The sequence below is a fragment of the Amycolatopsis azurea DSM 43854 genome (genome assembly GCF_001995215.1).
Classification (GTDB): Bacteria; Actinomycetota; Actinomycetes; order Mycobacteriales; family Pseudonocardiaceae; genus Amycolatopsis; species Amycolatopsis azurea.
Map to the genome: position 1 here is coordinate 236,598 of NZ_MUXN01000022.1, position 23,328 is coordinate 259,925.

A 23,328-nucleotide genomic window follows, 5' to 3' on the forward strand; every position below is an offset into this window, starting at 1 on the left:
CCTTCACGCGCGTTCCGGCTAGGTTTGGGCTTTTCCGCCTGCGTAGCGGGAAATGATCAGCGCGACCAGGATGATCACGCCGTAGATCGCTTTCAGCCACTCAGGCGGCACCTGCGCGACCTGCAGCAGGTTGGTGACCGTCTGCAGGAGCAGCACGCCGGTGAGCGCCCCGACCAGCGTGCCCTTCCCACCGTCCAGGGAGACACCGCCGATCACCGCAGCCGCGAACACCTGAAGGATGAGCCCGTCGCCCTGATCCGCGCCGAGCGCGCCGACGTAACCCGTGTACGCGAGCCCGCCGAGCGCGGCCAGCACACCGGCCACGACGAACACACCCCACGAGATCCGGTCGACACGGATACCGGCCGCCCGCGCGGCTTCCCGGTTACCGCCGATGGCGTACAGCGACCGGCCGATCCGGTGATACCGCAGCCCCAGCCCGAACGCGGTGAACAGCGCCGCGGCCAGCCACACCGACATCGGCAGGCCGACGAACGTCGTCGTCGCCAGCGCGGTGAACACGTCCAGCTGGTCGAAGAGCGTCTTCCCCTGGGTGGACCCGATCTGCGTGCCGCGCAGCACGGTCAGCATCGCCAGCGTGACGATGAAGGCGTTCAGCTTCAGCTTGACGATCAGGAACCCGTTCACGAAACCGACCGCGGCACCGGCCACCAGCACGGCGAGGATGCCCGCGAAACCGGGGATCTCGGTGCCGAAGCCCGAGGACGCCACCGGGATGACCAGCATCGCGCCGAGCGCGGGCGCCATGCCCATGGTGGATTCCAGCGACAGGTCGAACTTCCCGGTCAGCAGGACGAGAGATTCGCCCAGCACCACCATCGACAGCGCCGCCGAGGCGGACAGGATGCCGACGATGCTGCCGAAGGTCAGGAACGTGTCGCTGATCAGTCCTCCGATGATCAGCACCACGACGAGCGCCGGCACCAGGGCGAGTTCGCGCAGCCAGCGGAACTTCCGGCGGCGCGGCGGGGCCGCGAGCGTCGAAGTCTTCGGATCGGTCATCAACTCGGTCACCGCTCGACTCCTTCGATGTCGGCCACGAGGTCGCCGTCGGACCAGCCCGCCCGGTGTTCGGCGGCCACGGCGCCGGCGCGCAGCACCAGCACCCGGTCGCTCAGGCGGAGATCGTCCAGTTCGTCGCTGACGATCAGCACCGCCTTGCCTTCGGCCCGCACCCGGTCGACGACCGCGAGGAGCGCCTCTTTCGATTTCACGTCCACGCCCGCGGTCGGGTTGATCAGCACGACCAGGCGCGGATCCCCGGCCAGCGCGCGGGCCAGGACGACCTTCTGCTGGTTTCCCCCGGACAGGTCGGACACCGGCTGGCCGGCGTCGGCCGCGACGATGTCGTAGTCCTTCAACGCTTTCGACGCCGTCGAATACCGCGTGCCCGGTGACGCGAGGCCACCCTTGCCCATGCGGTCCAAAATGGACAGTGTGGCGTTGTCCGCGATGGAGTGTTCGAGAACCAGGCCTTCGTGATGCCGGTCCCTCGGCACGCAGCCGATCCCGGCGCGGATCGCGGCCGGGATGTCGCCCGGTTTCAGCGGCTTCCCGTCCACCCGGATCGTGCCGGAGACCGGCGACCGCAGTCCGTACACGGTTTCGGCGACCTGGTGCTTGCCGCTGGCGTTGCTGCCCGCGAGCCCGATCACCTCACCGCGGTGGATCCGGAACGTCACGTCCGCGAAGCCGTCGCCGGAAAGCCCGTCGACGGTCAGCACCTCGCCGGCGTCCGGCGCCAGCGCCTCACGCGCCGAGGCGTCGCGGACGGAAAGCCCGCCCTGCTCGCCGGTCATCGCGTCGATCAGCTCGGCGCGGCCGACCTCCGAGACCGGCGCGGTCAGGATGTGCTTGGCGTCGCGCAGCACGGTGACCGCCTGGCACACCTCGTACACCTCGTGGAGGTGGTGCGAGATGAACAGGAAGGTCACCCCGTTCTCCTGCATCTGGCGCATCCGCTCGAAAAGCCGGTCGATCGCCTGGCTGTCCAGCTGCGCCGTCGGCTCGTCGAGCACGATGAACCGCGCGCCGTACGAGAGTGCCCTGGCGATCTCGACGAACTGCCGGTCCTCGACCGAAAGCTCACCCGCCGGGGTGTCGACATCGACACCCACACCCCAGGAGTCGAGCAGTTCCCTGGCCTGACGGCGCAACCGCTGCCAGCCGATCGCGAAACCCTTTCCCGATTGGCGATTCAGGAACAGGTTCTCCGCGACGGTCAGCTGCGGGACGACCATCGCGTGCTGGTAGACGCAGGCGACGGCACGCTTCCAGTCGTCCTGTCTGGACAAGGGCGGCGCGGGGACGCCGCCGAACTCGACCGATCCGGCGTCCGTTTTGGACAGTCCGGTGAGGATCGAGACCAGCGTCGACTTCCCGGCCCCGTTGCGGCCGACGAGCGCGTGCGACTCGCCGGGGTGGACGGTGAGACTGACGTCGGACAGCGCCACGGTCGGGCCGTAGCGTTTGCCGACGCCCTGTGCGCTGACCACCGGCACGGCGGCGGACCCGGCGGGCAGCGCGCTCACAGGTTGTTCCCCCAGAGGGCCTTGTCGTCGACGTTGTCCTTGGTGACGACGGGCGCGGGGAGCTGGTCCTCCAGGATCCCCGGGCGGACCTCGACGATCGTGCTGCCGTGGTCGGTCGGCCCGGCCTTGAAGGTCTCCCCCGCCATCGCCTTCTTGATCCAGTACATGCCGTACTTGGCGTAGTCGTCGGCGGGCTGGGAGACGGTCGCGTCGAGTTCGCCCGCGCGGATCGCGGCCAGCTCCTGCGGGATGCCGTCGTTGCTGACCAGCACGACGTGCTTCGGATCGCCGACCGGGAAGTAGAGGTTCTTGCGCTTGAGCGCCTGCTGCGTCGGCGCGAGGTAGACGCCGCCCGCCTGCATGTAGACGGCCTTGATGTCCGGGTTGGCGGTCAGCAGACTGTCCAAACCGGACGAAGCCTTGTCCGCCTTCCACTCGGCGGCGACCTCCAGCACCTGCACGCCGGGGAACTTCGCCTTCATGCAGTCCCGGAACGCCTCGGAGCGGTCGCGGCCGTTGACCGAGGCGAGGTCGCCCATGACCTGCACGACCTTGCCCGAGGTGACTTTCGCGCCGATCGCCTCGCAGGCCTTGGTACCGTACGCCTTGTTGTCCGCGCGCACCACCATCGCGACCTTGCCGCTCTCGGGCGCGACGTCGACAGCCACGACCGGGACGCCCTTGTTCTCCGCGGCCTTGAGGCCCGCCACGACGGCCGCGGAGTCCAGCGGCGTCACGACGAGACCCTTGACGCCCTGGTTGAGCAAGGTGTTGACGTCGGTGATCTGCTTCGCCGAGTCACTGTCGGCGTTGACCGTCGGCAGCGCCTCGACGCCCTGTTCCTTCGCCTTCAGCGGTACGTAGTTGTTGTAGGCCTGCCAGAACGGCGAGGTCAGCAACGGGATCGTCGCGCCGACCTTGCCACCCCCACCGGCACCCGGTTTCGGAGCGTTGTCCTTCGTGGACCCACAGGCCGACAGGGCCAGCCCGAGCGCGGTGGCCGCGGCGGCCACCCTGATCACCCTCGTACGCACCGCATCCTCCTTGACGACAGCCGGAACCGGGTAGGGAGCTACTGCTGGACCGGACCGCGCGGGCGCAGCCCGTACATACCGCCGTCGACGGCGAGCGCCGTGCCGGTGGTCGAAGCCGACAGCGGACTGGCGAGGTACACGATCGCGTTCGCGACCTCGTCCGCGGTCACCAGACGGCCCATCGGCTGACGGGCGGCCAGCGCGGCCCGTTCGGCTTCGGGGTCGCCCGCGGAATCGAGGAGCCTGCCGACCCACGGGGTGTCCGCGGTGCCGGGGCACACGCAGTTGACCCGGATCCGGTCGGCGAGGTGGTCGGTCGCCATCGCCAGGGTCAGCGAGAGCACCGCGCCCTTGCTGGCCGAGTACAGCGCACGGTTGGGCAGGCCCGCCCACGCGGCGATCGAACAGGTGTTGACGATCGCGGCCGACGGCGAATTCTTCAGATGTGGCAAGGCCGCCCGCGCGAGCCGCACCATGCCGACGACGTTGATGTCGAGCACCCGGTGCCATTCGTCGTCGCTGTTGGCGGTGACGTCGCCTTGGGCGCCGATGCCCGCGTTGTTGACCAGGATGTCGATCCTGCCGAAGCGGTCCGCGACCGCGCCGATCGCCGAGCGGACCTCGTCGTCGGAGCCGACGTCGCACCGGAAGCCGGTGAGGCCTTCGGGCAGGTCGTCCGGTTTCAGGTCGAGGACCGCGACCGTCGCACCGCGCGAGGCCAGCAGGTCCGCGGTGGCCCGGCCGATCCCGGAGGCACCGCCGGTGACGGCGGCGACGAGGCCTTCGAACTCACTCACTGTCGATCTCCGTCCATTCCGGACCGTCGGGGAAGGTGAACCGGCGCAGGGTCGCGTCGTGCATCCGCGCCGAGAAGCCCGGCGCGGCGGGCGCCAGGTAGCGGCCATCGGTCACGACCGCCGGGTCGGTGAAGTGCTCGTGGAGGTGGTCGACCCATTCGATGGACCGGTCGGTGTCGGAACCGGACACCGCCGCGAAGTCGAACATCGACAGGTGCCGCACGAGTTCGCACAGCCCGACGCCGCCGGCGTGCGGGCACACCGGGACGTCGAATTTGGCCGCCAGCAACAGGATCGCGAGGTTCTCGTTGAACCCGCCGACCCGGGCGGCGTCCAGTTGCAGCACCGAGATCGCGCCGGCCTGCAGCAGTTGCTTGAACACCACGCGGTTCTGGACGTGCTCACCGGTGGCGACGCGGATCGGGGAAAGCGCCTTGGCGATCGCGGCGTGCCCGAGCACGTCGTCCGGCGAGGTGGGCTCCTCGATCCAGTACGGGTCGTACGGCGCCAGCTCGGTCATCCAGGCGATCGCGGTGGAGACGTCCCAGCGCTGGTTCGCGTCGACGGCGACCCGGATGTCCGCGCCGACCGTCTCGCGGGCGAGCTTCACCCGGCGGACGTCGTCGGCGAGATCGCCGCCGACCTTCAGCTTGATCATCTCGAAACCGTCCGCGACCGCCTGCTCGGCGAGCCGGACGAGTTTCTCGTCCGAGTACCCGAGCCAGCCGGGAGACGTGCTGTACGCGCGATAGCCGTCGCGCTCGATCTTTGCGATCCGCTCGGCGCGGCCGGGTTCGGCGGCGCGGAGGATGTCCAGCGCCTCCTGCTCGGTCAGGGCGTCGGACAGGTAGCGGAAGTCGACGAGGGAGACCAGTTCTTCGGGCGACATCTCGGCGGCGAAACGCCAGACCGGGAGTCCGGCGATCCGTGCGGCGAGGTCCCAGGCGGCGTTGACCACCGCGCCGATCGCCATGTGCGCGACGCCCTTTTCCGGGCCGAGCCACCGCAGTTGCGAGTCGCCGACCATCGCCCGCGACAGCTCGCCGAGCGCGGCCGCGTCGGTCGGCACGTCCAGGCCGACGACGTGCGGTTCCAGCGCGCGGATCGCCGCGGCCTGGACGTCGTTGCCGCGTCCGATGGTGAAGGCGAGGCCGTAGCCGTCCGGGCCGCCGTCGGTGTGGAGCACGACGTACGCGGCCGAGTAGTCCGGGTCCGGGTTCATGGCGTCCGAACCGTCCAGCTCCCGCGAGGTCGGGAAACGGACGTCGAGCACCTCCATGCCCACGATCTTCGCCATCACGCCTGCCCGACGGTCTGGCGCTGACGGCCGAGGCCGTCGATCTCGAGCTCGATGACGTCACCTTCCCGCAGGTACGGCTTGGGATCGGGCTGACCGAGCGCGACGCCCTGCGGGGTACCGGTGTTGATGAGATCGCCAGGGCGAAGCACCATGAACCGACTCAAATAATGCACGATCTCGGCGACCGTGAAAATCATGTCCTTGGTCGACGAGTCCTGTTTCTTCTCGCCGTTGACCCACAGCCGCAGGCCGAGGTCCTGCGGGTCGGGCACCTCGTCGGCGGTGACGAGCCACGGGCCGAGCGGGTTGAAGTTCTCGCACGACTTGCCCTTGTCCCAGGTGCCACCGCGTTCGAGCTGGAACTCGCGCTCGGACACGTCGTTCGAGACGGTGTACCCGGCGACGTACTCGAGGGCCTCTTCGGCGCTTTCGAGGTAGCGCGCGGTCTTGCCGATGACGACGCCGAGCTCGACCTCCCAGTCGGTCTTGGTCGAACCGCGCGGCACGAGCACGTCGTCCTCCGGGCCGACGACGACGTCGGACGCCTTCATGAAGACGACCGGCTCGGTCGGGACCTCGGCGCCGGACTCCTCGGCGTGCTGCCGGTAGTTGAGGCCTACGCAGACGACCTTGCCGGGCCGCGCGATCGGCGCGCCGACCCTGGCCCGCGCGAATTCGGGACCGGCTTCGGGCAGTTCACCGGCGGCCAGCGCGGCCGCGACCCTGGCGACACCGTCGCTCGCGAAGAAGCTGCCATCGATGTCGGCGGTCAGCCCCGAGAGGTCGTGCACCCTGCCGTCCCCGGCACGTACGAACGGACGCTCACTTCCCGGCTCCCCGAGACGCAACAGCTGCACGGATTTTCCCTTCCGGCCGAACCGTCAACAATCAACGGCTCCAACAGCAACGAACAGACATCCGATGTATACCTGACGACCTCCGACGAGATCTAGAGGTCACTGCGATTTGTGTCGAAAATTGATCGGATCAGTCTTGCGAAGCCTGGGTGGCGAGACTCACAGGGGGAATAGTTACCTACTCTAAGCAAGTTGTTCCTCGCGGAACCATCACTGGGGAAGGAAAGAGCATGACCATCGCGCCCGAGCGAGTGGAAGAAACCGTCGCGCCACGACCGAGTACCAGCGGCCGCGCCCGGTTCGTCCTGATCCTCGGCGGCCTGTCCGCCTTCGGGCCCCTGTCCATCGACATGTACCTGCCCGCGCTGCCGCAGATGGCGGGCGAACTGCGCGCGGCGGACGCCACCGTCCAGCTCACGCTGAGCGCGTTCATCATCGGGCTCGCCATCGGCCAGCTGATCCTCGGACCGCTGTCCGACGCGATCGGCCGCCGCAAACCACTCGTGGCCGGGCTCGCGCTCTACATGGTCGGCTCGATCCTGTGCGCCGTCGCCCCGACCGCCGAACTGCTCATCGCCGCCCGCGGCGTCCAGGCCTTCGGTGCCGCGGCGGGCATCGTGATCGCCAGGGCGACCGTGCGCGACCTCTACTCCGGCACCGCGATGACGAAGTTCTTCTCGCTGCTCATGCTGGTCAACGGGCTCGCCCCGATCCTGGCGCCGATCGTCGGCGGCCAGATCCTGAACTGGACCTCGTGGCGCGGCGTGTTCGTCTGCCTGACCGTGTTCGGCGCGATCCTGCTCGCCGTCGTCTTCTTCCTGCTGCCGGAACCCCTGCCCGAGGAACGCCGCACCCCCGCCCGGTTCGGCTCCGTGCTCCGGAAGTACGCGAGCCTGCTCCGCGACCGCAGCTTCCTCGGCTACGCGCTGGCCTCCGGGCTGATGTTCGGCAGCCTGTTCGCCTACATCTCCGGCTCGTCCTTCGCGCTCCAGGGTGTCTACGGGCTCAGCCCGCAGGCGTACAGCCTGGTGTTCGGGCTCAACGGCATCGGCATCGTGGCCGTCGGCCAGCTGAACGGGCGCATCGTCGGCCGCTTCCCGGAGCGGACACTGCTGACCGTCGGCCTCGTCATCGCGGCGGTGGCCGGGTTCGGCGTGCTGGCCGCGACGGTGCTGGACCTCGGCCTGATCGGGCTGCTGATCCCGCTGTTCGTCCTGGTGTCGAGCATCGGCATGGTGGCGCCGAACGCGAGTTCGCTGGCGCTGGCCGAGCAGGCCCGGTCCGCCGGTTCGGCTTCGGCACTGCTGGGCGTGCTCCAGTTCGTCGTCGGCGGGCTGGCGACGCCGCTGGTCGGGCTGGGCGGTCCCGGCACCGCGGTCCCGATGGGGATCGTGATGGCGGCCTTCGGCGTTCTCGCGCTGCTGGCCTTCGGGACGATGACGCGCTCGACGGCACCGGAGCCCCTCGCACTCCAGCAGGCTTAGGCTGTCGCTTTCCTCGGTACATGAAGGCCCCCTTCACTGCGTCTAGCGCAAGGAAGGGGGCCTTCATGTACTTCGAGGAAGGTTCTCTTGGGGTAAGGCAAAAGGAGCGTGTTCTGTCGCTCGCCCGCACGCCGACCTCGGGTGTTGCGAAAGCCACTTTCGCAACGTTGAAGGTTGCGAAAGCCACTTTCGCAACACTCCCGGAACTCCGCCGCCCCCCAAGACCCTCGGAACACCGGTCCGTGAAGGCCTCCTTGAGGGACCCAGAGTCCCTCAAGGAGGCCTTCACGGACTTGGTACCCGACAAGGGCCCCTCAAGCGAGGGACTTGAGTTCCGCCGTCTTCAACTGCTCCGCGGTCACCGTCGCGCGTCCCTCGACGAGGGCCTTCAAAGCGTCCCCGTCGTCCCACTGGTTGACGTTCATCGCGGCGGTCACCTGCCCGTCCCGCAGCCAGAACGCCGTGAAGTCCCGCGCCGCGAGGTCGCCGCGCACCACCAACTGATCGGTTTCGGGATCGGCGAGGCCGCGGTATTCGCAGCCGAGGTCGTACTGGTCGGAGAAGAAATACGGGCTCTTCAGGTACGGCTCGTTTTCGCCGAGCAGGTTCCCCGCGACGTGCTCGCCCTGCCACTTCGCGTTCGACCAGTGCTCGACGCGGACGCGTTTCCCGTAGCGGGGGTGGAACTGCGCGGCGATGTCGCCGATCGCGTAGACGTCGGGCGCGGCCGTGCGCAGCCCGGCGTCGGCGCAGACACCGCCGTCGTCGGACAGTTCCAGCCCGGCGGCGTGCGCGAGGCCGACCCGCGGGGCGGCGCCGACGGCCACCAGCACGACGTCCGCGGGAAGCTCGTCACCACTCTGAAGGCGTACGCCGGTCACCCCGTCCGGACCGCCGGTGAACCCGGCGACGCCCTCACCGAGCCGCCAGTTCACCCCGTGCGCCGTGTGCAGGTCCTTGAAGACGCCGGACACCTGCTCGCCCAGCACCGCGAGCAGCGGCGAACCCACCTGATCGACCACGGTCACCTCGGCGCCGTGTTCCCTGGCGGCCGCCGCGGCCTCGGTGCCGATCCAGCCCGCGCCGACGATCACCACCCGGCCGGCGTCCTTGACCGCCGAACGCAGCGCCAGCGCGTCGTCGAGAGTGCGCAGGGTCCGCAGTCCGGGCAGGTCACCGCCGGGCACCGGCAGCGATCGCGGCTCGGACCCGGTCGCGAGCACGAGCCGGTCGAAGCGATGCTCGCCGCCCGCGTCGTCGTGCACGAGCCGGGAGCCGAGTTCGATCCTGGTCGCGGTCACACCGCTCCGGAAAGCGATGTCCTTCTCTTCGTAGAAACCCGCGTCGTGCACCCAATCGGGTTCATCGGTGTTGCCCATCAGCAGCCCTTTGGACAACGGCGGTAGTTCGTACGGGCGATGCGTGTCGGTACCGAGCAGCAGGATTTCCCTCGCGTAGCCACGTTCTCGCAGCGTCCCGGCGGCCGTCGCTCCCGCGAGGCCGGCACCGACGATGACGATCTTCCTGGGTTCGGACACAAAGACCTCCCGGGCAGGCTTTCCTCGGACGCTACTCCGGGTCCCCCACGTCCGGCCTAGCGAAACCGGAAGTCGATCACGATCCGCAGGATCGGTTAACCCATCAGTAGGAATGTGGGGTAACCGGCGTCACGGCCCCGAAACCGGCCCGTCCCAGCCTCGGACGAGAAAGGGAGATCATGGGATACGGGAGGATGAGGACGTTGGCACCGCGGGACGAATGGTCGGTCGGCTGCCGGGATCTCGCGGGCAGGCGCCGGGACGTGACGGTGTTCGTGAGCAGCGACAAGATCGTGCTCGTGGCACCGCCCGGCGAGGCCGCCGTACTCGGGCCGCTGGACGTGGGGCGCCTGCGCGCCGCGCTCCGCGACGCCGTGGTCGCGGTGGCCGAGCACCCGGATCACAGTGAATGACAACTACCGTTCCTACTTCTGAGTAGGTAGAGTCGGCCCCGTTCGGAAGGAGCCGGCCATGACCACCTACTTCGTGACGGGCGCGACGGGTTTTCTGGGCAAACGCCTGGTCGCGCGCCTACTACGGCGACCTGAGACCGTAGCCGTCCATGTTCTCGTGAGGGAGACCTCACGCGGGAAGCTCCCGAGCCACGAGAAGCTCGTTCCCGTCACCGGCGATCTGACCGAACCCTCGCTGGGCATCGATCCCGCCCGGCTGGGTCCCCTCGACCATGTCGTGCACCTCGGCGCGATCTACGACCTCACCGCGGACGAGGCCGCCAACCGCGCGGCCAACGTCGACGGCACCCGCAACGTCCTGGAGTTCGCCGCCGCCGCGAACGCCGGGCTCTTCCACCACGTCTCTTCCATCGCGGTCGCCGGGCAGTACGCCGGGCGCTTCACCGAAGCCGACTTCGACCTCGGCCAGGGCTTCGCGTCGCCGTATCACGCGACGAAGTTCGAGGCGGAGAAACTCGTGCGACGGCACGGGAAAACGCCGTTCCGCGTGTACCGGCCGTCCGCCGTAGCCGGCGATTCGCGCACCGGCGAGATGGACAAGATCGACGGCCCGTACTACTTCCTCCCCGCGATCTCGCGGCTCTCCTCGCTGCCTCGACGTCTCCCGCTGGCCGCCCCCGATCTCGGTGCCACGAACATCGTGCCGGTCGACTACGTCGTCGAAGCGATGGAACACCTCATGCACGTCGACGCGCCCAGCGGCAGCACCTACCATCTCGCGTCGCCCCGGCCCCAGCCGCTGCACGAGGTCTACAACGCCTTCGCGCGGGCCGCGGGCGGGCCGAAGATCTCCGCCGTCCTTCCCGCCCGTCCGTCCGGGGCGCTGAAACGCGCCGGAACCCGGCTGGCGAAGTCCGCGGCGGCCGGTTTCGACCGGGTCCCCGGCGGGCGTTCGGCCCGCGCCGCGGTGCTGGCGGAACTCGGCGTCCCGCTCGAAGTCCTGCCCCATCTGAGCATGGAGGTCGACTTCGACACGAGCGCGACGACGGCCGCCCTCGACGGCAGCGGCATCACCTTGCCGCCGCTGAAGGAGTACGCCGGTCCGCTCTACCGGTACTGGCTCGCGCATCTGGACCCCGATCGCGGCCGCCGCCGTCCGGGGCCGGAGCCGCTCGACGGCCGCAAGGTGCTGATCACCGGCGCTTCGTCGGGCATCGGGCGCGCGTCCGCGCTGGCCGTCGCCGCGAAGGGCGGCGAAGTGATCCTCGTGGCCAGGCGTGCCGACGAACTCGAAGAGGTCCGCGAGCAGATCGTCGCGGCGGGCGGGAAGGCGTCGGCGTATCCGTGCGACCTCACCGACGGCGGCGCCGTCGACGCTCTGGTCAAGGACGTGCTCGCCGCGCACGGCGCCGTCGACATGCTGGTCAACAACGCCGGTCGCTCGATCCGGCGCTCGCTTTCGCTGTCCACCGAACGGTTCCACGACTTCGAACGCACGATGGCGATCAACTACTTCGGTCCCGTGCGGCTGACGCTGGGCCTGCTGCCGTCGATGACCGCGCGCGGCTTCGGCCACGTCGTCAACGTCACCACCCAAGGACTCCAGACCGACACGCCACGGTTTTCCGCTTACCTGGCCTCGAAGGCGGCGCTGGAGGAGTTCGGGCTGACCGCCGGCCGGGAAACGCTTTCCGACGGCGTCACCTTCACCTCGGTCCGGATGCCGCTGGTGCGCACCGACATGATCACGCCGACCGGGTCCTATCGCGGGATGCCGTCGAGCTCGCCCGAACGCGCCGCCGCGCTCGTGGTGAAGGCACTGGAGAAACGACCGGAGATCCTGAACCTGCCCGAAGGAACGGCCGCCGAACTGGTGACGCTCGTCGCACCCAGGACGGCGCGGTTCTTCGCCCACCTCGTCTACCGCGCGATGCCGGAATCCGCGCCGGAATCCCGTGGCCTGCCCCGGAAGGCTCCGCTCGCCTCGGTGGCGGGCGCGGTCACCAGGCTGGTCTGGCGCCGTCGTCCCTGACGTCCTCGCCGCCGGGCTCGATCGGGGGACGCCCCCGGCCGCTACCATCGGTTTCCGATACGCCGGGGGGTCGGCGGGCACGGACCGAGGCAGTGACGAGCGGGAAGGGGCAGTGTGGACGTCGCCAGTCCCCCGGTTTCGACCGGACCGGACACGGCAGTGGTACGTCCGTCCCGGACAGTGCTGCGGCTTTCCCTGCACGCGGCCTGGGTGCTCGCGCTCGCCGTCGGCACCGAACTCCGCGTGGGACGCTTCGGTTTCCACCCGTCGGACCAGGGTTTCATCCTCGCCCAGGCGTGGCGGGTGCTGCACGGCGAGGTCCCGCATTCCGACATCATCTCCGCGCGGCCGCTGGGTTCGGCGTATCTGCACGTCGTCGACTTCGTGGTGCCGGGGCCGCTGTTCTTCGTCTCCAGCGTGCTCAGCATGCTGGAGATCATCCTGGCGACCATCGCGTTCGCCGTCCTGGTCACCCGGCGCCGCGTCCGCGACTGGGGGCCGGGCCTCACCGGGCTGACGGCGGCCGCGGCGCTGCTGAACCTCAACGCGTTCCCGTTGATGGCGTGGCACACGATCGACGGGATCTTCCTGACCGCCTGCGGCGCCTGGGCGCTGGATTCCGGGCTGCGTAACGGCAAGGCGTGGCCGCGGCGGCTCGGCCTGGTGCTGCTGGGCGCCGCGGTGTTCGTCAAACAGAGTTTCGCGCCGGTCCCGCTGATCGCGCTGTGCTGGTTGCTGCTGCACCCTTCGCTGCGTGACGGCGCGTTCCGCACCGGCCGCTGGTGGGCGCGCATGGCCTGGGATCTGCTGGCGCTGGGTGCTTTTCTGCTGTTCTACATCGGAATCGTCACGTTCGACGGCGGGCTCGGCGCGATGGCCGTGCAGCTCACCGGCGGCCTGCCCGCTTACGGCGAACGACTTCTCGGGCTGTGGCTGGAAGATCCCGGAACCCTGCTGCGGCCACCGGTGCGGGGCTTGACCTTCTTCACGCTCGCCGGTCTGCTGCTGGCGCTGCTCGGGTTCTTCCGCGACCGCGCCGAATTCGCCGGTGCGGTCCTCGCGCGGCTGCTGCTCCTGGCGGGGGTGGCGGTGGTGGTCGGCACTGTCGTCGATGGACACTTCACCGGCGCGTCGCGCTGGGCGGACGTCCTCTGGTGGATCCTCGGTGTCGCGCTCCTGGTGAACTGGGCGGCGACGCGACGGTTCCCGAAAATGGGCACGCTGGTCTTCGCGACCGGTTTCATGACCAGTCTGTCCTGGGGCAACGACACACCGACGCTGTTCACCGGGACGCTGGCGCTGACAGCGGTCCTGGCGCTGTCGGACGCGCTGCCGCCACTGCCCGAACCGCCTCCCCGGATCCGGCTGGCCGGGGCGACGGCGATGGGCTTGGTCGCGGTGCTCGCCTCGGGCTGGGCCGTGGTCGCGCACCACGACGAGGCCGCGTACCTGGACATGGCGCGCGAGAAGCTGACCGGCGACCTGGGCACGGTGACGCCGTCGATGCGCGGGATCCGGACGAACCCGGGGACTTTCACCTACGTCTCCCAGATCCAGGACTGCGTCACGCGTTTCCCCGCGGGGCGCACGGCGGTCCTGCCCGACAACCCGTTCGCCTATCCCGCTTTCGGCCTGCGCAACCCGTTCCCGCTGGAATGGCCGCTGCCGCTGGAGATCGTCGCCGACGCTCCGCAGCGGATGCTCGCGGCCGCCGACGGGCTCAACCGCGACGGCGACTACCTCGTGCTGTTCCAGACGGTGAGCATGCCGACCCTGGCCAAGGGCGGGCCGGTGCCCGCAGAGGTCACACGCGACACGCCGATCTTCGACTACCTCGGGCTGGAGAACGCGCTGCGGTCGCGGCTCACCGGGCAGACCGTCACCTGCGGCAGCTTCATCGGCAAATGGATGCCCCACCCCTGACGCGTTTCAGTCGACGCCGGCGTCCTCGGGGCGGCCGGAAGCGAGCCCGGCCAGGACGTCCAAAGCGGCCGCCAGGGTGTCGAGGGGCGGCGACGAGACGGCGAGCCGCACCGCGTTCGGGGCGTGCCCGGGGACGACGGCGAACGCGGCCGCCGGGGTGACCGCGATCCCGCGTCGCGCGGCCGCGGCGACGAAGGTCTCGGCGCGCCAATGCTCCGGGAGTTCCCACCAGCAGTGATACGCCCGCGGATCGGCGCGCAGCGTGAACCCGGCCAGCCGGTCCGCCGTCATCCGCTGACGTTCGGCCGCGTCGAGCCGCTTCGCCCGTTCGACGGTTTCCAGTGTGCCGCCGGTGATCCAGCGGGTGGCGGCTTCGACGGCGAACCGGGGCGCCACCCAGCCGCCCGAACGCACCGCCGCGGCCAGCCGTTCCGTCCATTCCGCCGGGACGGCGAGGAATCCGGTGGTCAGTCCCGGGGCGAGCCGTTTGGACATGCTGTCGGCGAACACCGTGCGTTCCGGCGCGTACGCCGCGAACGGGCGGACCTCGGGCCGGAGGAAGGTGTAGATCCCGTCCTCGATCACCGGGATGTCCATGCGGCGCACGGTTTCCGCCAGTGCGGCGCGCCGCTCTTCGTCCATTGTGGACCCCAGCGGGTTGTGCAGGGTCGGCTGGACGTACAGCGCGCGGACGGACGCGGCTTCGAGCGCCTCGGGAACGAGGCCCAGCTCGTCGGTCTCGATGGGCACCAGCTGGACACCGAGCCGCCCGGCGAGCGCCTTGACCACGGGATAGGTGACGGCTTCGACGGCGAGCCGCTCCCCCATCGGCACGAAGGCGGCGATGGCGGCGGCGATGGCCTCACGACCGCTGCCGGCGAAGAGGATTTCCGGCGTCCAGCCGTCCTTCGCGAGCAGCCCGGCGACAGCGTCACGCGCCTGCTTCGAACCAGTGACACTCCCGGGCCGCAGCGCCGCTGTCAGGACGTCGTCACGCAGGAGCGGCTCCAGCGCCTTCCCGACCAGCGCCGATTGCTCCGGGAGGACGGCGAAGTTGAGTTCGAGGTCGACGGTCGCGCCGCCCGGTTCGGCGAGCGCGGCCTCCAGCGGCGGCTTCCCGGCGCGGACGAAGGTGCCCCGGCCGACTTCGCCGACCACGACACCGCGCCGGACGAGTTCGCCGTAGACCCTGGCGGCGGTCGAGTTGGCTATCCCGCGATCACGGGCGAACCGCCGCTGCGGGGGCAACCGATCGCCGGGACGGAGCCTGCCCGCCTCGACGTCGGCGGAGATCTCGTCCGCGACTATCCGGTAGTCCTCCACGCCGCCCCTTCGATCGCACCGAGCGCGCTCGCGGGATTGCACCGCGAAGCGCACTGGGGATGATGCCATCGAAGGGCGTCGTGAGCCGACTGCGACCTACGGAACACCATAACGGCGGGGTCCTAGGTTAGCCTAACCTGCGTGGAGACCGTGGAAACCCTCACCGAGCAGCGCACGACGTCCCGCCTGCACGCGGACGCGCTGACCCTGGCCTACGACGGCCGGACCGTGGCCGAAGATCTCGGGGTGGTCATCCCCGACCGGTCGTTCACCGTCATCGTCGGCCCGAACGCCTGCGGCAAGACGACCCTGCTGCGCGCGCTCGCGCGGATGCTCAAACCCCGCCAGGGCTCGGTGTTCCTCGACGGCCAGGTGATCGGTTCCTTCCCGGCGAAGGAGGTCGCCCGGCGGCTCGGCCTGCTGCCGCAGAGTTCGATCGCGCCCGACGGCATCACCGTCGCCGACCTCGTCGCGCGCGGCCGGTACCCGCACCAGCGCCTGCTGCGCCAGTGGTCCCGCGAGGACGCCACCGTGGTCACGGAGTCCATGCGCGCCACCGGGGTCGACGACCTCGCCGAGCGGCTGGTCGACGAACTGTCCGGCGGGCAGCGGCAGCGCGTGTGGATGGCGATGGCGCTCGCGCAGGAGACCGACCTGCTGCTGCTCGACGAGCCGACGACCTATCTGGACATCGCACACCAGATGGACATCCTGGACCTGTGCGCGGAGCTGCACCAGGAACAGGGCCGGACGCTGGTCGCGGTGCTGCACGACCTCAACCACGCCGCGCGCTACGCGACGCACATGATCGCGATGCGCGGCGGCGAAGTGCTGGCGACAGGCACGCCCGAAGAAGTCGTGACCACCGACAACGTCGAAAAGATCTTCGAGCTGCCGTGCCGGGTCATGCCGTGCCCCGAAACCGGGACCCCGCTGGTGATCCCGAAGGCCGGACGCCGCGCCGCCTGAGGGCCGAGAAGCGCGGTACGTTGGCGGCGGAGGTGCCATGTCACAGCAACTGTGGTCCGAAGTGGACGACTACCTGTCCGGGGTACTGGTCCCGTCCGACCCTGCCCTCGAAGCCGCGCGGCTGGCTTCGGACCGGGCGGGTCTGCCGCAGATCGCCGTCGCGCCGAACCAGGGGAAGCTGCTCAACCTCCTGGCCGGGATGGTCGGCGCCCGCTCGATCCTGGAGATCGGCACGCTCGGCGGCTACAGCACCATCTGGCTCGCCCGTGCCCTCCCGCCGCGAGGCAGGCTCGTCAGCCTCGAATTCGACCCGAAGCACGCCGAAGTCGCGCGCGGCAACATCGACGCCGCCGGGCTCGGCGAACTGGTCGAGATCCGCGTCGGCAGGGCGCTCGATCTGCTGCCGGCCGTCGAAGGACCCCTTGATCTGGTGTTCATCGACGCGGACAAGGTCAACACCTCCGCCTACTTCGAGGCGTCGCTGAAGCTCGTCCGGCCGGGCGGCGTGATCGTGGTCGACAACGTCGTCCGCGGCGGCGCGGTGGCCAACGCCGCCAGCGAGGACCCGAACGTCCAGGGCATCCGACGGCTGCACGAAGTGATCGCCGCCGAGCCCCGGGTCGACGCGACAGCGTTCCAGACCGTTGGGGTGAAAGGTTACGACGGTCTCACGATCGCTCTCGTGAAGTCCTGACGGGCGTCGCCCGAGTTCGTCCGGACGGCCGCCCCGATGGACGCGCCCGGGCCCGCCTCGCGGCGCTAGGTTGTCCTGGGGAGGTTTCATGACTCAGGAAACGTGGACCGAAGTAGACGAATACATCTTCGATGCGCTCGTACCGTCCGATCCCGCTCTCGAAGCGGCCCTCACGGCCTCGGACGAGGCGGGCATGCCCGCCATCGCCGTCGCGCCGAACCAGGGCAAGCTGCTCCAGCTGCTGGCGAGGACGATCGGCGCCCGCTCGATCCTGGAGATCGGCACGCTCGGCGGCTACAGCACGATCTGGCTCGCCCGCGCGCTTCCGCCGGGAGGGCGTCTCGTGACGCTCGAGTACTACCCGAAATTCGCCGACGTCGCGCGGAAGAACCTCGACGCCGCCGGTGTCGGCGACCTCGTCGACATCCGGCTCGGCGAGGCGCTCGACCTGCTGCCCGGCGTCGAAGGCCCGATCGACCTGACGTTCGTCGACGCGGACAGGGTCAACAACCCGGCCTACTTCCAGGAGGCGCTGCGGCTGAGCAGGCCGGGCGGGCTGATCGTGATCGACAACGTCGTGCGCGCGGGCGCGGTGGCCGACCCGTCGAACACCTCCGACGAGATCATGGGCCTGCGGCGGATGCACGAACTGATCGCCGCCGAACCGCGGGTCGACGCGACGGCGCTGCAGACGGTCGGCATGAAAGGACACGACGGGTTGACCATCGTGCTGGTGAAGGCTTGAGGCCCCGGTTCGCACCGGCGGCGCTGCGGCGCGCGCACCGCGTCCTGTCCGGCTACGTCGAACGCGGCGAGGTCCCCGGGCTCGTGTCCCTGGTCGCCGCGGGCGACGAGGTCCACGTGAACGTCCTGGGGGACAAGGCGTTCGGCGGCACGCCGATGGAGCGCGACAGTCTCTTCCGGATCAGCTCGATGACCAAACCGGTCACCGCGGCCGCCACGATGATGCTCGTCGAGGAGTGCCGCCTCCGGCTCGACGACCCGGTCGACGAGCTGCTGCCCGAACTCGCCGATCGCCGGGTCCTGCGCCGGATCGACGGTCCGCTGGACGACACCGTCCCGGCGGACCGGCCGATCACGCCGCGGGATCTGCTGACCTTCCGGTTCGGGTTCGGCATCGTCCTCGCCCCGCCCGGTTCGACCCCGATCCAGCGGGCGATCGACGAACTCGGCCTGGTCATCGGCCCGCCGAAACCGGTCACGCCACACCATCCGGACGAGTGGTTGCGCCGCCTCGGCACGCTGCCGCTGCTGCACCAGCCCGGTGAGCGGTGGATGTACCAGGTCGGTTCGGAGGTGCTGGCCGTGCTGATCGCCCGTGCCTCGGGCATGCCCTTCGAGCGGTTCCTCGCCGAACGGATCTTCGAGCCGCTGGGCATGTCCGACACCGGGTTCGTCGTCCCAGCCGGGAAGGCGCCCCGATTCACGACGTCGTACCAGGTGGACGAACGGACCGGCGAATTCCAGGTCTTCGACGCCCCGGACGGCCACTGGAGCGCGCCGGTCCCGTTCCCGTCCGGCGGCGCGGGCCTCGTCTCGACCGCGGACGACTACCTCGCCTTCAGCCGGATGCTGCTGGCCGGAGGCGCGGGGTTGCTGTCCCCGAGGTCGGTCGCGCTGCTCACGGCCGATCACCTCACCGCGGAGCAGGCGGCGAGCGGCGCGCCGCTCTTGGACGACGGCCTCGGCTGGGGTTTCGGGGTCGCCGTGGTCAACCGGGACGGCGGCTTCGCCACGCGAGGCCGCTACGGCTGGGACGGCGGGCTCGGCACGTCCTGGGCGGCGGATCCGGCCACGGGACTGACCGGGATCCTGCTCACCCAGCGCACCGACTGGCCCATGCCGTGGCATGCCCGCGAGGACTTCTGGACGACGGCACAGACCGCGCTCACCTGAGTCACCGAGGAGGTGCCACGCCGGTGGTGGCGTTCATGAAACGCTGCCACATCTCGGCGGGGATCGTCTGGCCGGTCAGCTTCTGCCCCGCGGCGTCCCGCATCCGGCGCGGCTCGTCCGAGCCGACCCAGACCGCCGTCGAAAGCCGCGGCGTGTACCCGACCGCCCAGGCACCGGCGTTGTCCTCGGTTTCGTTGTACTGGAAGGCGCCGGTCTTCACCGCGGCGGGCCTGCCCTTCAGCCCGGTGGTCAGCACCTGGCTGACGGTGCCCGCGATCCGGCGGCTCAACGCCTCGTCGCCCTTGAACGCCGGCGTCTTGTCCGACGGACGTTCCCAGACGACTTCGCCGTTCTCGTCCCGGATCTTCGACACCAGATGCGGGGTGGCGCGCATGCCGCCGGCGGCGAACGTCGCGTAGGCCCCGGCCATGTCACTGGGCCGCAAGGGATACCGGCCGACCGCGATCCCCGGGCCGATCAGGAAGCCGTCCTTCTCGCGCAGGGTCACCGCGCCGTCGACGGTGTCGGGGATCCCCGTCGCGCGGGCGCCGTCCCGGACGGCTTCCGCGCCGAGTTTCTTCGCCAGGTCGACGAACGGGCCCTGGGCGTCGCGCCCCATCGCGTCGCGCAGCGTGCATTTCCCCGCCTCGCCGCACTGGTCCTGGAACTCGAAGGTCTCGCCGAGGAAGTCGACCTTGGCCGGCGGCTTCACCGGGTCGTCCACGCCGACGCCGCGTTCGAGGCCCGCGGCGAGGATGAACGGGGTGAAGACCGAGCCGGTGCCGTACGGGGTGCCGGCGTAGTCGTGCACGCTCCAGCCGCCGCCGTTGTAGGCGCGGATGGCGCCGGTCCCGGGTTCGACGGCGACCAGCGAGGCGCGGAAGTGCTCCGGCTGTCCCCGCAACCCTTCCTTGACCACCTTCTCGGCTTCGGCCTGGGCGCGCGGGTCGATGGTCGTCTCGACCTTCATCGCGCCGCCGCGGAGCCGGTCCAGCGGGTAGCCGACCTGTTCCAACTCGGCGAGGACCTGCTGCTTGATGTGGTACTGCTCGTAGGTGACGCGACCGGCGCGGGTCTCCGACGGCGGCTGGATCGCGTCTCCCGGATAGGTCATGGTGACCGCTTCGGCCGGGCTGACGTAGCCCCGCGTGACCAGCTTGTTCATCACGTAGGACCAGCGCTTCCTGGCGTGCTCGTGCGAGGAGGCGAACGGGTCGTGCACCGACGGCGACTGGATCATGCCCGCCAGGAAGGCCGCCTCGCTCCACGTCATCGAGCCGTCGAGCTTGCGCCCGAAGTAGGCGTTCATCGCCGACGCCGGGCCGTACGTGCCGCGGCCGAACGAGATGATGTTGACGTAGCTCTCGAAGATCTCCTTCTTGGTCTGCTGCTGGGTGATCTTCGTGGCGAGCACCAGTTCGTTGAACTTGCGGAGGAGGGTGGCGTCGTCGTCGCCGGTGGACTTCTTGATGTACTGCTGCGTGATCCCCGAACCGCCGCCGACGCCGGTCACCAGCGCGCGAAGGGCTCCGGTGGGGTCGAAGCCCTCGTTGTCCCAGAAGGTCGGGTCCTCGGTCGCGATGATCGCGTCGCGCAGCTTCACGGGGACGGCGTCGTAGGGCACGAACTGCCGGTCGCCGCCGGGCGGGATCACCTTGAGCAGTTCGGAACCGTCCGAGTTCTGCAGGATGACGGTCTTGTCGAGGCCGGCGAGCACCTCCTGCGGACTGCGGACGTCGAGCAGGACGTACGCGAGGCCGAACGCGACCACCGGGATGCCGATCAGGAGACCGAGCGACCAGGCGGCGATCCGTCGCCACCTGCGTTTCTTCGGCTTCGGCTCGGGGGCGTCCGTGGGCTCCGACTCGGGTGCGGTCGCGTCATCCGGGTTCTCCACACCGGCTTAGACGCCCGGACGAGTGAAAAGGTTGTGGGAAAATCACCGAATCGTGTCCTCCCGCCCCTCCGCGTTTCGTCCTCTGGATGCGGTAGTTCGCGTCGCCAACTACCGCATCCAGAGGACGAAACGCGGGATGAAGGGGTCAGGCGAGAAAGGCGCGAAGCAGCGAAGCGGTGCCTTCGACGTGCTCGGTCATCGCCCGCCGGGCCGCCTCGGGGTCGCCCGCGAGGATCGCGTCGACGATGGCCTCGTGCTGGGCGTTGGAGTGCTCCAGGTTCGGTTCCAGCAGCGGGATCATGTCGAGCAGCTGGTTGACCCGCATCCGCGCGTCGGCCATCGCCGTGGTCAGCGAGCCGGACGCGGTGACCTCGGCGATCGCCAGGTGCAGCCGCGAATCCTTGCGCCGGTAGTCGCCGACGTCGGCCGCGGCGGCCTCGGCGAGCGTGCTGGTCAGGTGCTGCCGGTCCGCCGGGCTGAGTGATCGCGACGCCGCCCTCTCGGCGGCGCCGGTCTCCAGGACGTGCCGCAGGCCGAGCGCGTCCTCCAGGGTGGCGTTGTCGACGTTCCGGCCGTCGGCGGCGGGCGGGTCGGGCAGGACGTCGTGGACGAACGTGCCGCCGTAGCGCCCGCGCCGCGACTCGACGTAACCCGCGTCGGCCAGCGCGCGGATCGCCTCGCGCAGCGTCACCCGGCTGACCCCGAGCCGCTCGGCCAGCTCACGCTCGGAGGGCAGCCGCTCTCCCGCGCCCACCACGCCCAGCCGGATCGCCTGGAGCAGCCTTTCGACGGTCTCCTCGAAGGCGTTGCCCGCGCGCACCGGGCGGAACAGCGCGTCACCCGCTTTCGACTCCACCACCCGAGTTTAGGCCGCCCGCAATTCGTCCTCCGGATGCGGTAGTTGCACACGCATGTACCGCATCCAGAGGACGAAATGCGAGGGTGTCAGCACTCGATGACGTTGACGGCCAGGCCGCCGCGCGCGGTCTCCTTGTACTTCACGCTCATGTCGGCACCGGTCTCGCGCATCGTCTTGATCGCCTTGTCCAGCGTCACGACGTGCGAACCGTCGCCGCGCATCGCCATCCGCGCGGCGTGGATCGCCTTCGACGCGCCGACGGCGTTGCGTTCGATGCACGGGATCTGCACCAGCCCGCCGACCGGGTCGCAGGTCAGCCCCAGGTGGTGTTCGACGCCGATCTCGGCGGCGTTCTCCACCTGCGCGGGCGAACCGCCGAGGACCTCGGTGAGCCCGGCCGCGGCCATCGCGCTGGCCGAACCGACCTCGCCCTGGCAGCCGACTTCGGCACCGGAGATCGAGCCCGTCTGCTTCAGGATCGAGCCGATCGCGCCCGCGGTGAGCATGAACGTCACGATGCCGTCGTCCGACGAGCCCCGGATGAACCGCTGGTAGTAGTGCAGCACCGCCGGGATGATCCCCGCCGCGCCGTTGGTCGGCGCGGTGACGACCCGCCCGCCCGCGGCGTTCTCCTCGTTGACAGCCAGCGCGTACAGGCTCACCCAGTCCATCGCGTACAACGGATCGCCGACGCCGTCCTCGGCGAGCAGCTTCTCGTGCAACGCCTTCGCGCGCCGCGGCACCTTCAGGCCGCCCGGCAGGACGCCTTCGTGCTCGCAGCCGTTGCGCACGCATTCCACCATGACCTGCCAGATCTCCAGCAGCCCTTCGCGGATCTCCTCGCGTGTGCGCCACGCGAGTTCGTTGCGCAGCATGACCTCACTGATCGACAGCCCGGTGTCCGCGCAGTGCTTCAGCAGATCCGCGCCGGTGCGGAACGGGAACTCCAGTTTCGTCGAGTCCTCGACGACGACGGTGTCGGTCTCGTAGGACTCGTCGCGTACGAAGCCGCCGCCGACGGAGTAGTAGGTCCGCTCGCGCAGCACCTTCCCGTCGGCGTCGAACGCGCGGAAGATCATCCCGTTCGGGTGCGCCGGCAACGACTTCCGCCGGTGCATCGTCAGGTCGGTGTCCTCGACGAACACGATCTCGTATTCGCCCCGCACCCGAAGCCTGCCCGACTCCCGGATCTGGCCGATCTTGCCGGGCACCGTGCCGGTGTCGATCTCCTCCGGACGCTCCCCCGACAGCCCGAGCAGGACGGCCTTGTCACTGCCGTGCCCGAACCCGGTCGCGCCCAGCGAACCGAAAAGCTCGCTCTGGACCCGCGTCGTGGCGGGCAGGTCGCCGTCGGCGGCCAGACCGTCCACAAAGGTCAGTGCGGCGCGCATCGGGCCCACCGTGTGGGAGCTGGAGGGGCCGATGCCGATCGAAAACAGGTCGAAGACGCTGATCGCCATTGATCTGCCCTCCTTCCTATCTGGCCAGCAGGGAGCTGGCTTCTTGGGCCGCGGGCCCTTCGGCGGCGAGATGGGCCAAATTCTCCGACAGCGGTTCGCCGCGGTGAGCCTTCGTCTGCGCGAACAGGCGACCGGCCCGATACGACGAGCGTACGAGCGGCCCGGCCATCACACCAGCGAAGCCCATCGCTTCGGCCGCGTTCGAATGCTCGACGAACTCTTCGGGCTTGACCCAGCGGTCCACCGGGTGGTGCCGGGGCGAAGGCCGCAGGTACTGGG

19 protein-coding genes and 1 pseudogene are annotated in these 23,328 nt (G+C 69.8%); 8 read left to right on the forward strand and 12 right to left on the reverse strand.

The window, feature by feature from the left end; translation table 11 throughout:
- Positions 1–18: 18 nt before the first annotated feature.
- Genes B0293_RS28360 through B0293_RS28385 form a run of 6 tightly spaced genes read right to left on the reverse strand, consistent with a single transcriptional unit; the run spans position 19 to position 6,540 of the window.
- A complete protein-coding gene (locus B0293_RS28360) occupies positions 19–1,035 on the reverse strand; it encodes an ABC transporter permease (protein WP_005153304.1) in 1,017 nt (338 codons plus the stop codon).
- Positions 1,032–2,552: a sugar ABC transporter ATP-binding protein gene (locus B0293_RS28365; RefSeq protein WP_005153303.1), complete on the reverse strand. Its 1,521-nt coding sequence runs from the start codon at positions 2,550–2,552 to the stop codon at positions 1,032–1,034. Before B0293_RS28365 ends, B0293_RS28360 begins: the two co-directional genes overlap by 4 nt.
- Positions 2,549–3,586 (reverse strand): sugar ABC transporter substrate-binding protein, encoded by a 1,038-nt coding sequence (locus tag B0293_RS28370; protein ID WP_005153302.1) that lies wholly within the window; start codon positions 3,584–3,586, stop codon positions 2,549–2,551. The genes B0293_RS28365 and B0293_RS28370 overlap by 4 nt, the downstream gene beginning before the upstream one ends.
- 38 nt (positions 3,587–3,624) lie before the next feature.
- A complete protein-coding gene (locus B0293_RS28375) occupies positions 3,625–4,383 on the reverse strand; it encodes an SDR family NAD(P)-dependent oxidoreductase (protein WP_005153301.1) in 759 nt (252 codons plus the stop codon).
- Positions 4,376–5,680, reverse strand: a complete 1,305-nt coding sequence (locus B0293_RS28380; protein WP_039916284.1) for an enolase C-terminal domain-like protein — start codon at positions 5,678–5,680, stop codon at positions 4,376–4,378. The genes B0293_RS28375 and B0293_RS28380 overlap by 8 nt, the downstream gene beginning before the upstream one ends.
- On the reverse strand, positions 5,680–6,540 hold the full coding sequence (locus tag B0293_RS28385; protein ID WP_039916283.1) for a fumarylacetoacetate hydrolase family protein: 861 nt from the start codon (positions 6,538–6,540) through the stop codon (positions 5,680–5,682). Before B0293_RS28385 ends, B0293_RS28380 begins: the two co-directional genes overlap by 1 nt.
- Positions 6,541–6,770: 230 nt before the next feature.
- On the opposite strand from B0293_RS28385, the gene B0293_RS28390 reads away from it, so the two are divergent.
- On the forward strand, positions 6,771–8,024 hold the full coding sequence (locus tag B0293_RS28390; protein ID WP_005153294.1) for a Bcr/CflA family multidrug efflux MFS transporter: 1,254 nt from the start codon (positions 6,771–6,773) through the stop codon (positions 8,022–8,024).
- A gap of 314 nt (positions 8,025–8,338) precedes the next feature.
- On the opposite strand, the gene B0293_RS28395 is transcribed toward B0293_RS28390, so the two are convergent.
- Positions 8,339–9,562: an NAD(P)/FAD-dependent oxidoreductase gene (locus tag B0293_RS28395; protein WP_005153292.1), complete on the reverse strand. Its 1,224-nt coding sequence runs from the start codon at positions 9,560–9,562 to the stop codon at positions 8,339–8,341.
- A 194-nt stretch (positions 9,563–9,756) separates the two neighbouring features.
- On the opposite strand from B0293_RS28395, the gene B0293_RS28400 reads away from it, so the two are divergent.
- The 3 genes from B0293_RS28400 (at position 9,757) to B0293_RS28410 (ending at position 13,930) form a co-directional block, all read left to right on the forward strand.
- Positions 9,757–9,975, forward strand: a complete 219-nt coding sequence (locus tag B0293_RS28400; protein WP_039922712.1) for a hypothetical protein — start codon at positions 9,757–9,759, stop codon at positions 9,973–9,975.
- Positions 9,976–10,033: 58 nt separating this feature from the next.
- Positions 10,034–12,007: an SDR family oxidoreductase gene (locus B0293_RS28405; RefSeq protein ID WP_005153285.1), complete on the forward strand. Its 1,974-nt coding sequence runs from the start codon at positions 10,034–10,036 to the stop codon at positions 12,005–12,007.
- A 114-nt stretch (positions 12,008–12,121) separates the two neighbouring features.
- Positions 12,122–13,930, forward strand: coding sequence for a hypothetical protein (locus tag B0293_RS28410; RefSeq protein WP_005153283.1), 1,809 nt, complete (start codon positions 12,122–12,124; stop codon positions 13,928–13,930).
- Between the two features lie 6 nt (positions 13,931–13,936).
- Here B0293_RS28410 and B0293_RS28415 read toward each other — a convergent pair whose 3' ends face one another.
- Complete coding sequence (locus B0293_RS28415; protein ID WP_005153282.1) at positions 13,937–15,253, reverse strand: aminotransferase-like domain-containing protein; 1,317 nt, start codon at positions 15,251–15,253, stop codon at positions 13,937–13,939.
- A 141-nt stretch (positions 15,254–15,394) separates the two neighbouring features.
- Between B0293_RS28415 and B0293_RS28420 the strand changes: the two genes are divergently transcribed.
- The 4 genes from B0293_RS28420 to B0293_RS28435 all read left to right on the forward strand — a co-directional run bounded on the left by B0293_RS28420 (position 15,395) and on the right by B0293_RS28435 (position 18,833).
- Positions 15,395–16,222 (forward strand): ABC transporter ATP-binding protein, encoded by an 828-nt coding sequence (locus B0293_RS28420; protein ID WP_005153281.1) that lies wholly within the window; start codon positions 15,395–15,397, stop codon positions 16,220–16,222.
- Positions 16,223–16,259: 37 nt separating this feature from the next.
- Positions 16,260–16,916: an O-methyltransferase gene (locus tag B0293_RS28425; protein ID WP_005153279.1), complete on the forward strand. Its 657-nt coding sequence runs from the start codon at positions 16,260–16,262 to the stop codon at positions 16,914–16,916.
- 88 nt (positions 16,917–17,004) lie between these two features.
- Positions 17,005–17,661 (forward strand): O-methyltransferase, encoded by a 657-nt coding sequence (locus B0293_RS28430; protein ID WP_005153277.1) that lies wholly within the window; start codon positions 17,005–17,007, stop codon positions 17,659–17,661.
- Positions 17,658–18,833 (forward strand): serine hydrolase domain-containing protein, encoded by a 1,176-nt coding sequence (locus tag B0293_RS28435; RefSeq protein WP_005153276.1) that lies wholly within the window; start codon positions 17,658–17,660, stop codon positions 18,831–18,833. Before B0293_RS28430 ends, B0293_RS28435 begins: the two co-directional genes overlap by 4 nt.
- 1 nt (position 18,834) lies before the next feature.
- On the opposite strand, the gene B0293_RS28440 is transcribed toward B0293_RS28435, so the two are convergent.
- The 4 genes and pseudogenes from B0293_RS28440 to B0293_RS28455 all read right to left on the reverse strand — a co-directional run.
- The gene (locus B0293_RS28440) at positions 18,835–20,730 is read right to left on the reverse strand and encodes a transglycosylase domain-containing protein (RefSeq protein WP_005153274.1); all 1,896 of its coding nucleotides are present in this window, start codon (positions 20,728–20,730) and stop codon (positions 18,835–18,837) included.
- Positions 20,731–20,875: 145 nt separating this feature from the next.
- Positions 20,876–21,586 carry a FadR/GntR family transcriptional regulator gene (locus tag B0293_RS28445; RefSeq protein ID WP_005153272.1) on the reverse strand — a complete coding sequence of 237 codons (711 nt, stop codon included), beginning with the start codon at positions 21,584–21,586 and terminating at the stop codon, positions 20,876–20,878.
- 89 nt (positions 21,587–21,675) lie between these two features.
- Positions 21,676–23,049, reverse strand: a complete 1,374-nt coding sequence (locus B0293_RS28450; protein ID WP_005153270.1) for an L-serine ammonia-lyase — start codon at positions 23,047–23,049, stop codon at positions 21,676–21,678.
- Between the two features lie 16 nt (positions 23,050–23,065).
- Positions 23,066–23,328 (reverse strand): annotated as a pseudogene (locus B0293_RS28455) (lipoyl synthase); the annotation flags it as partial.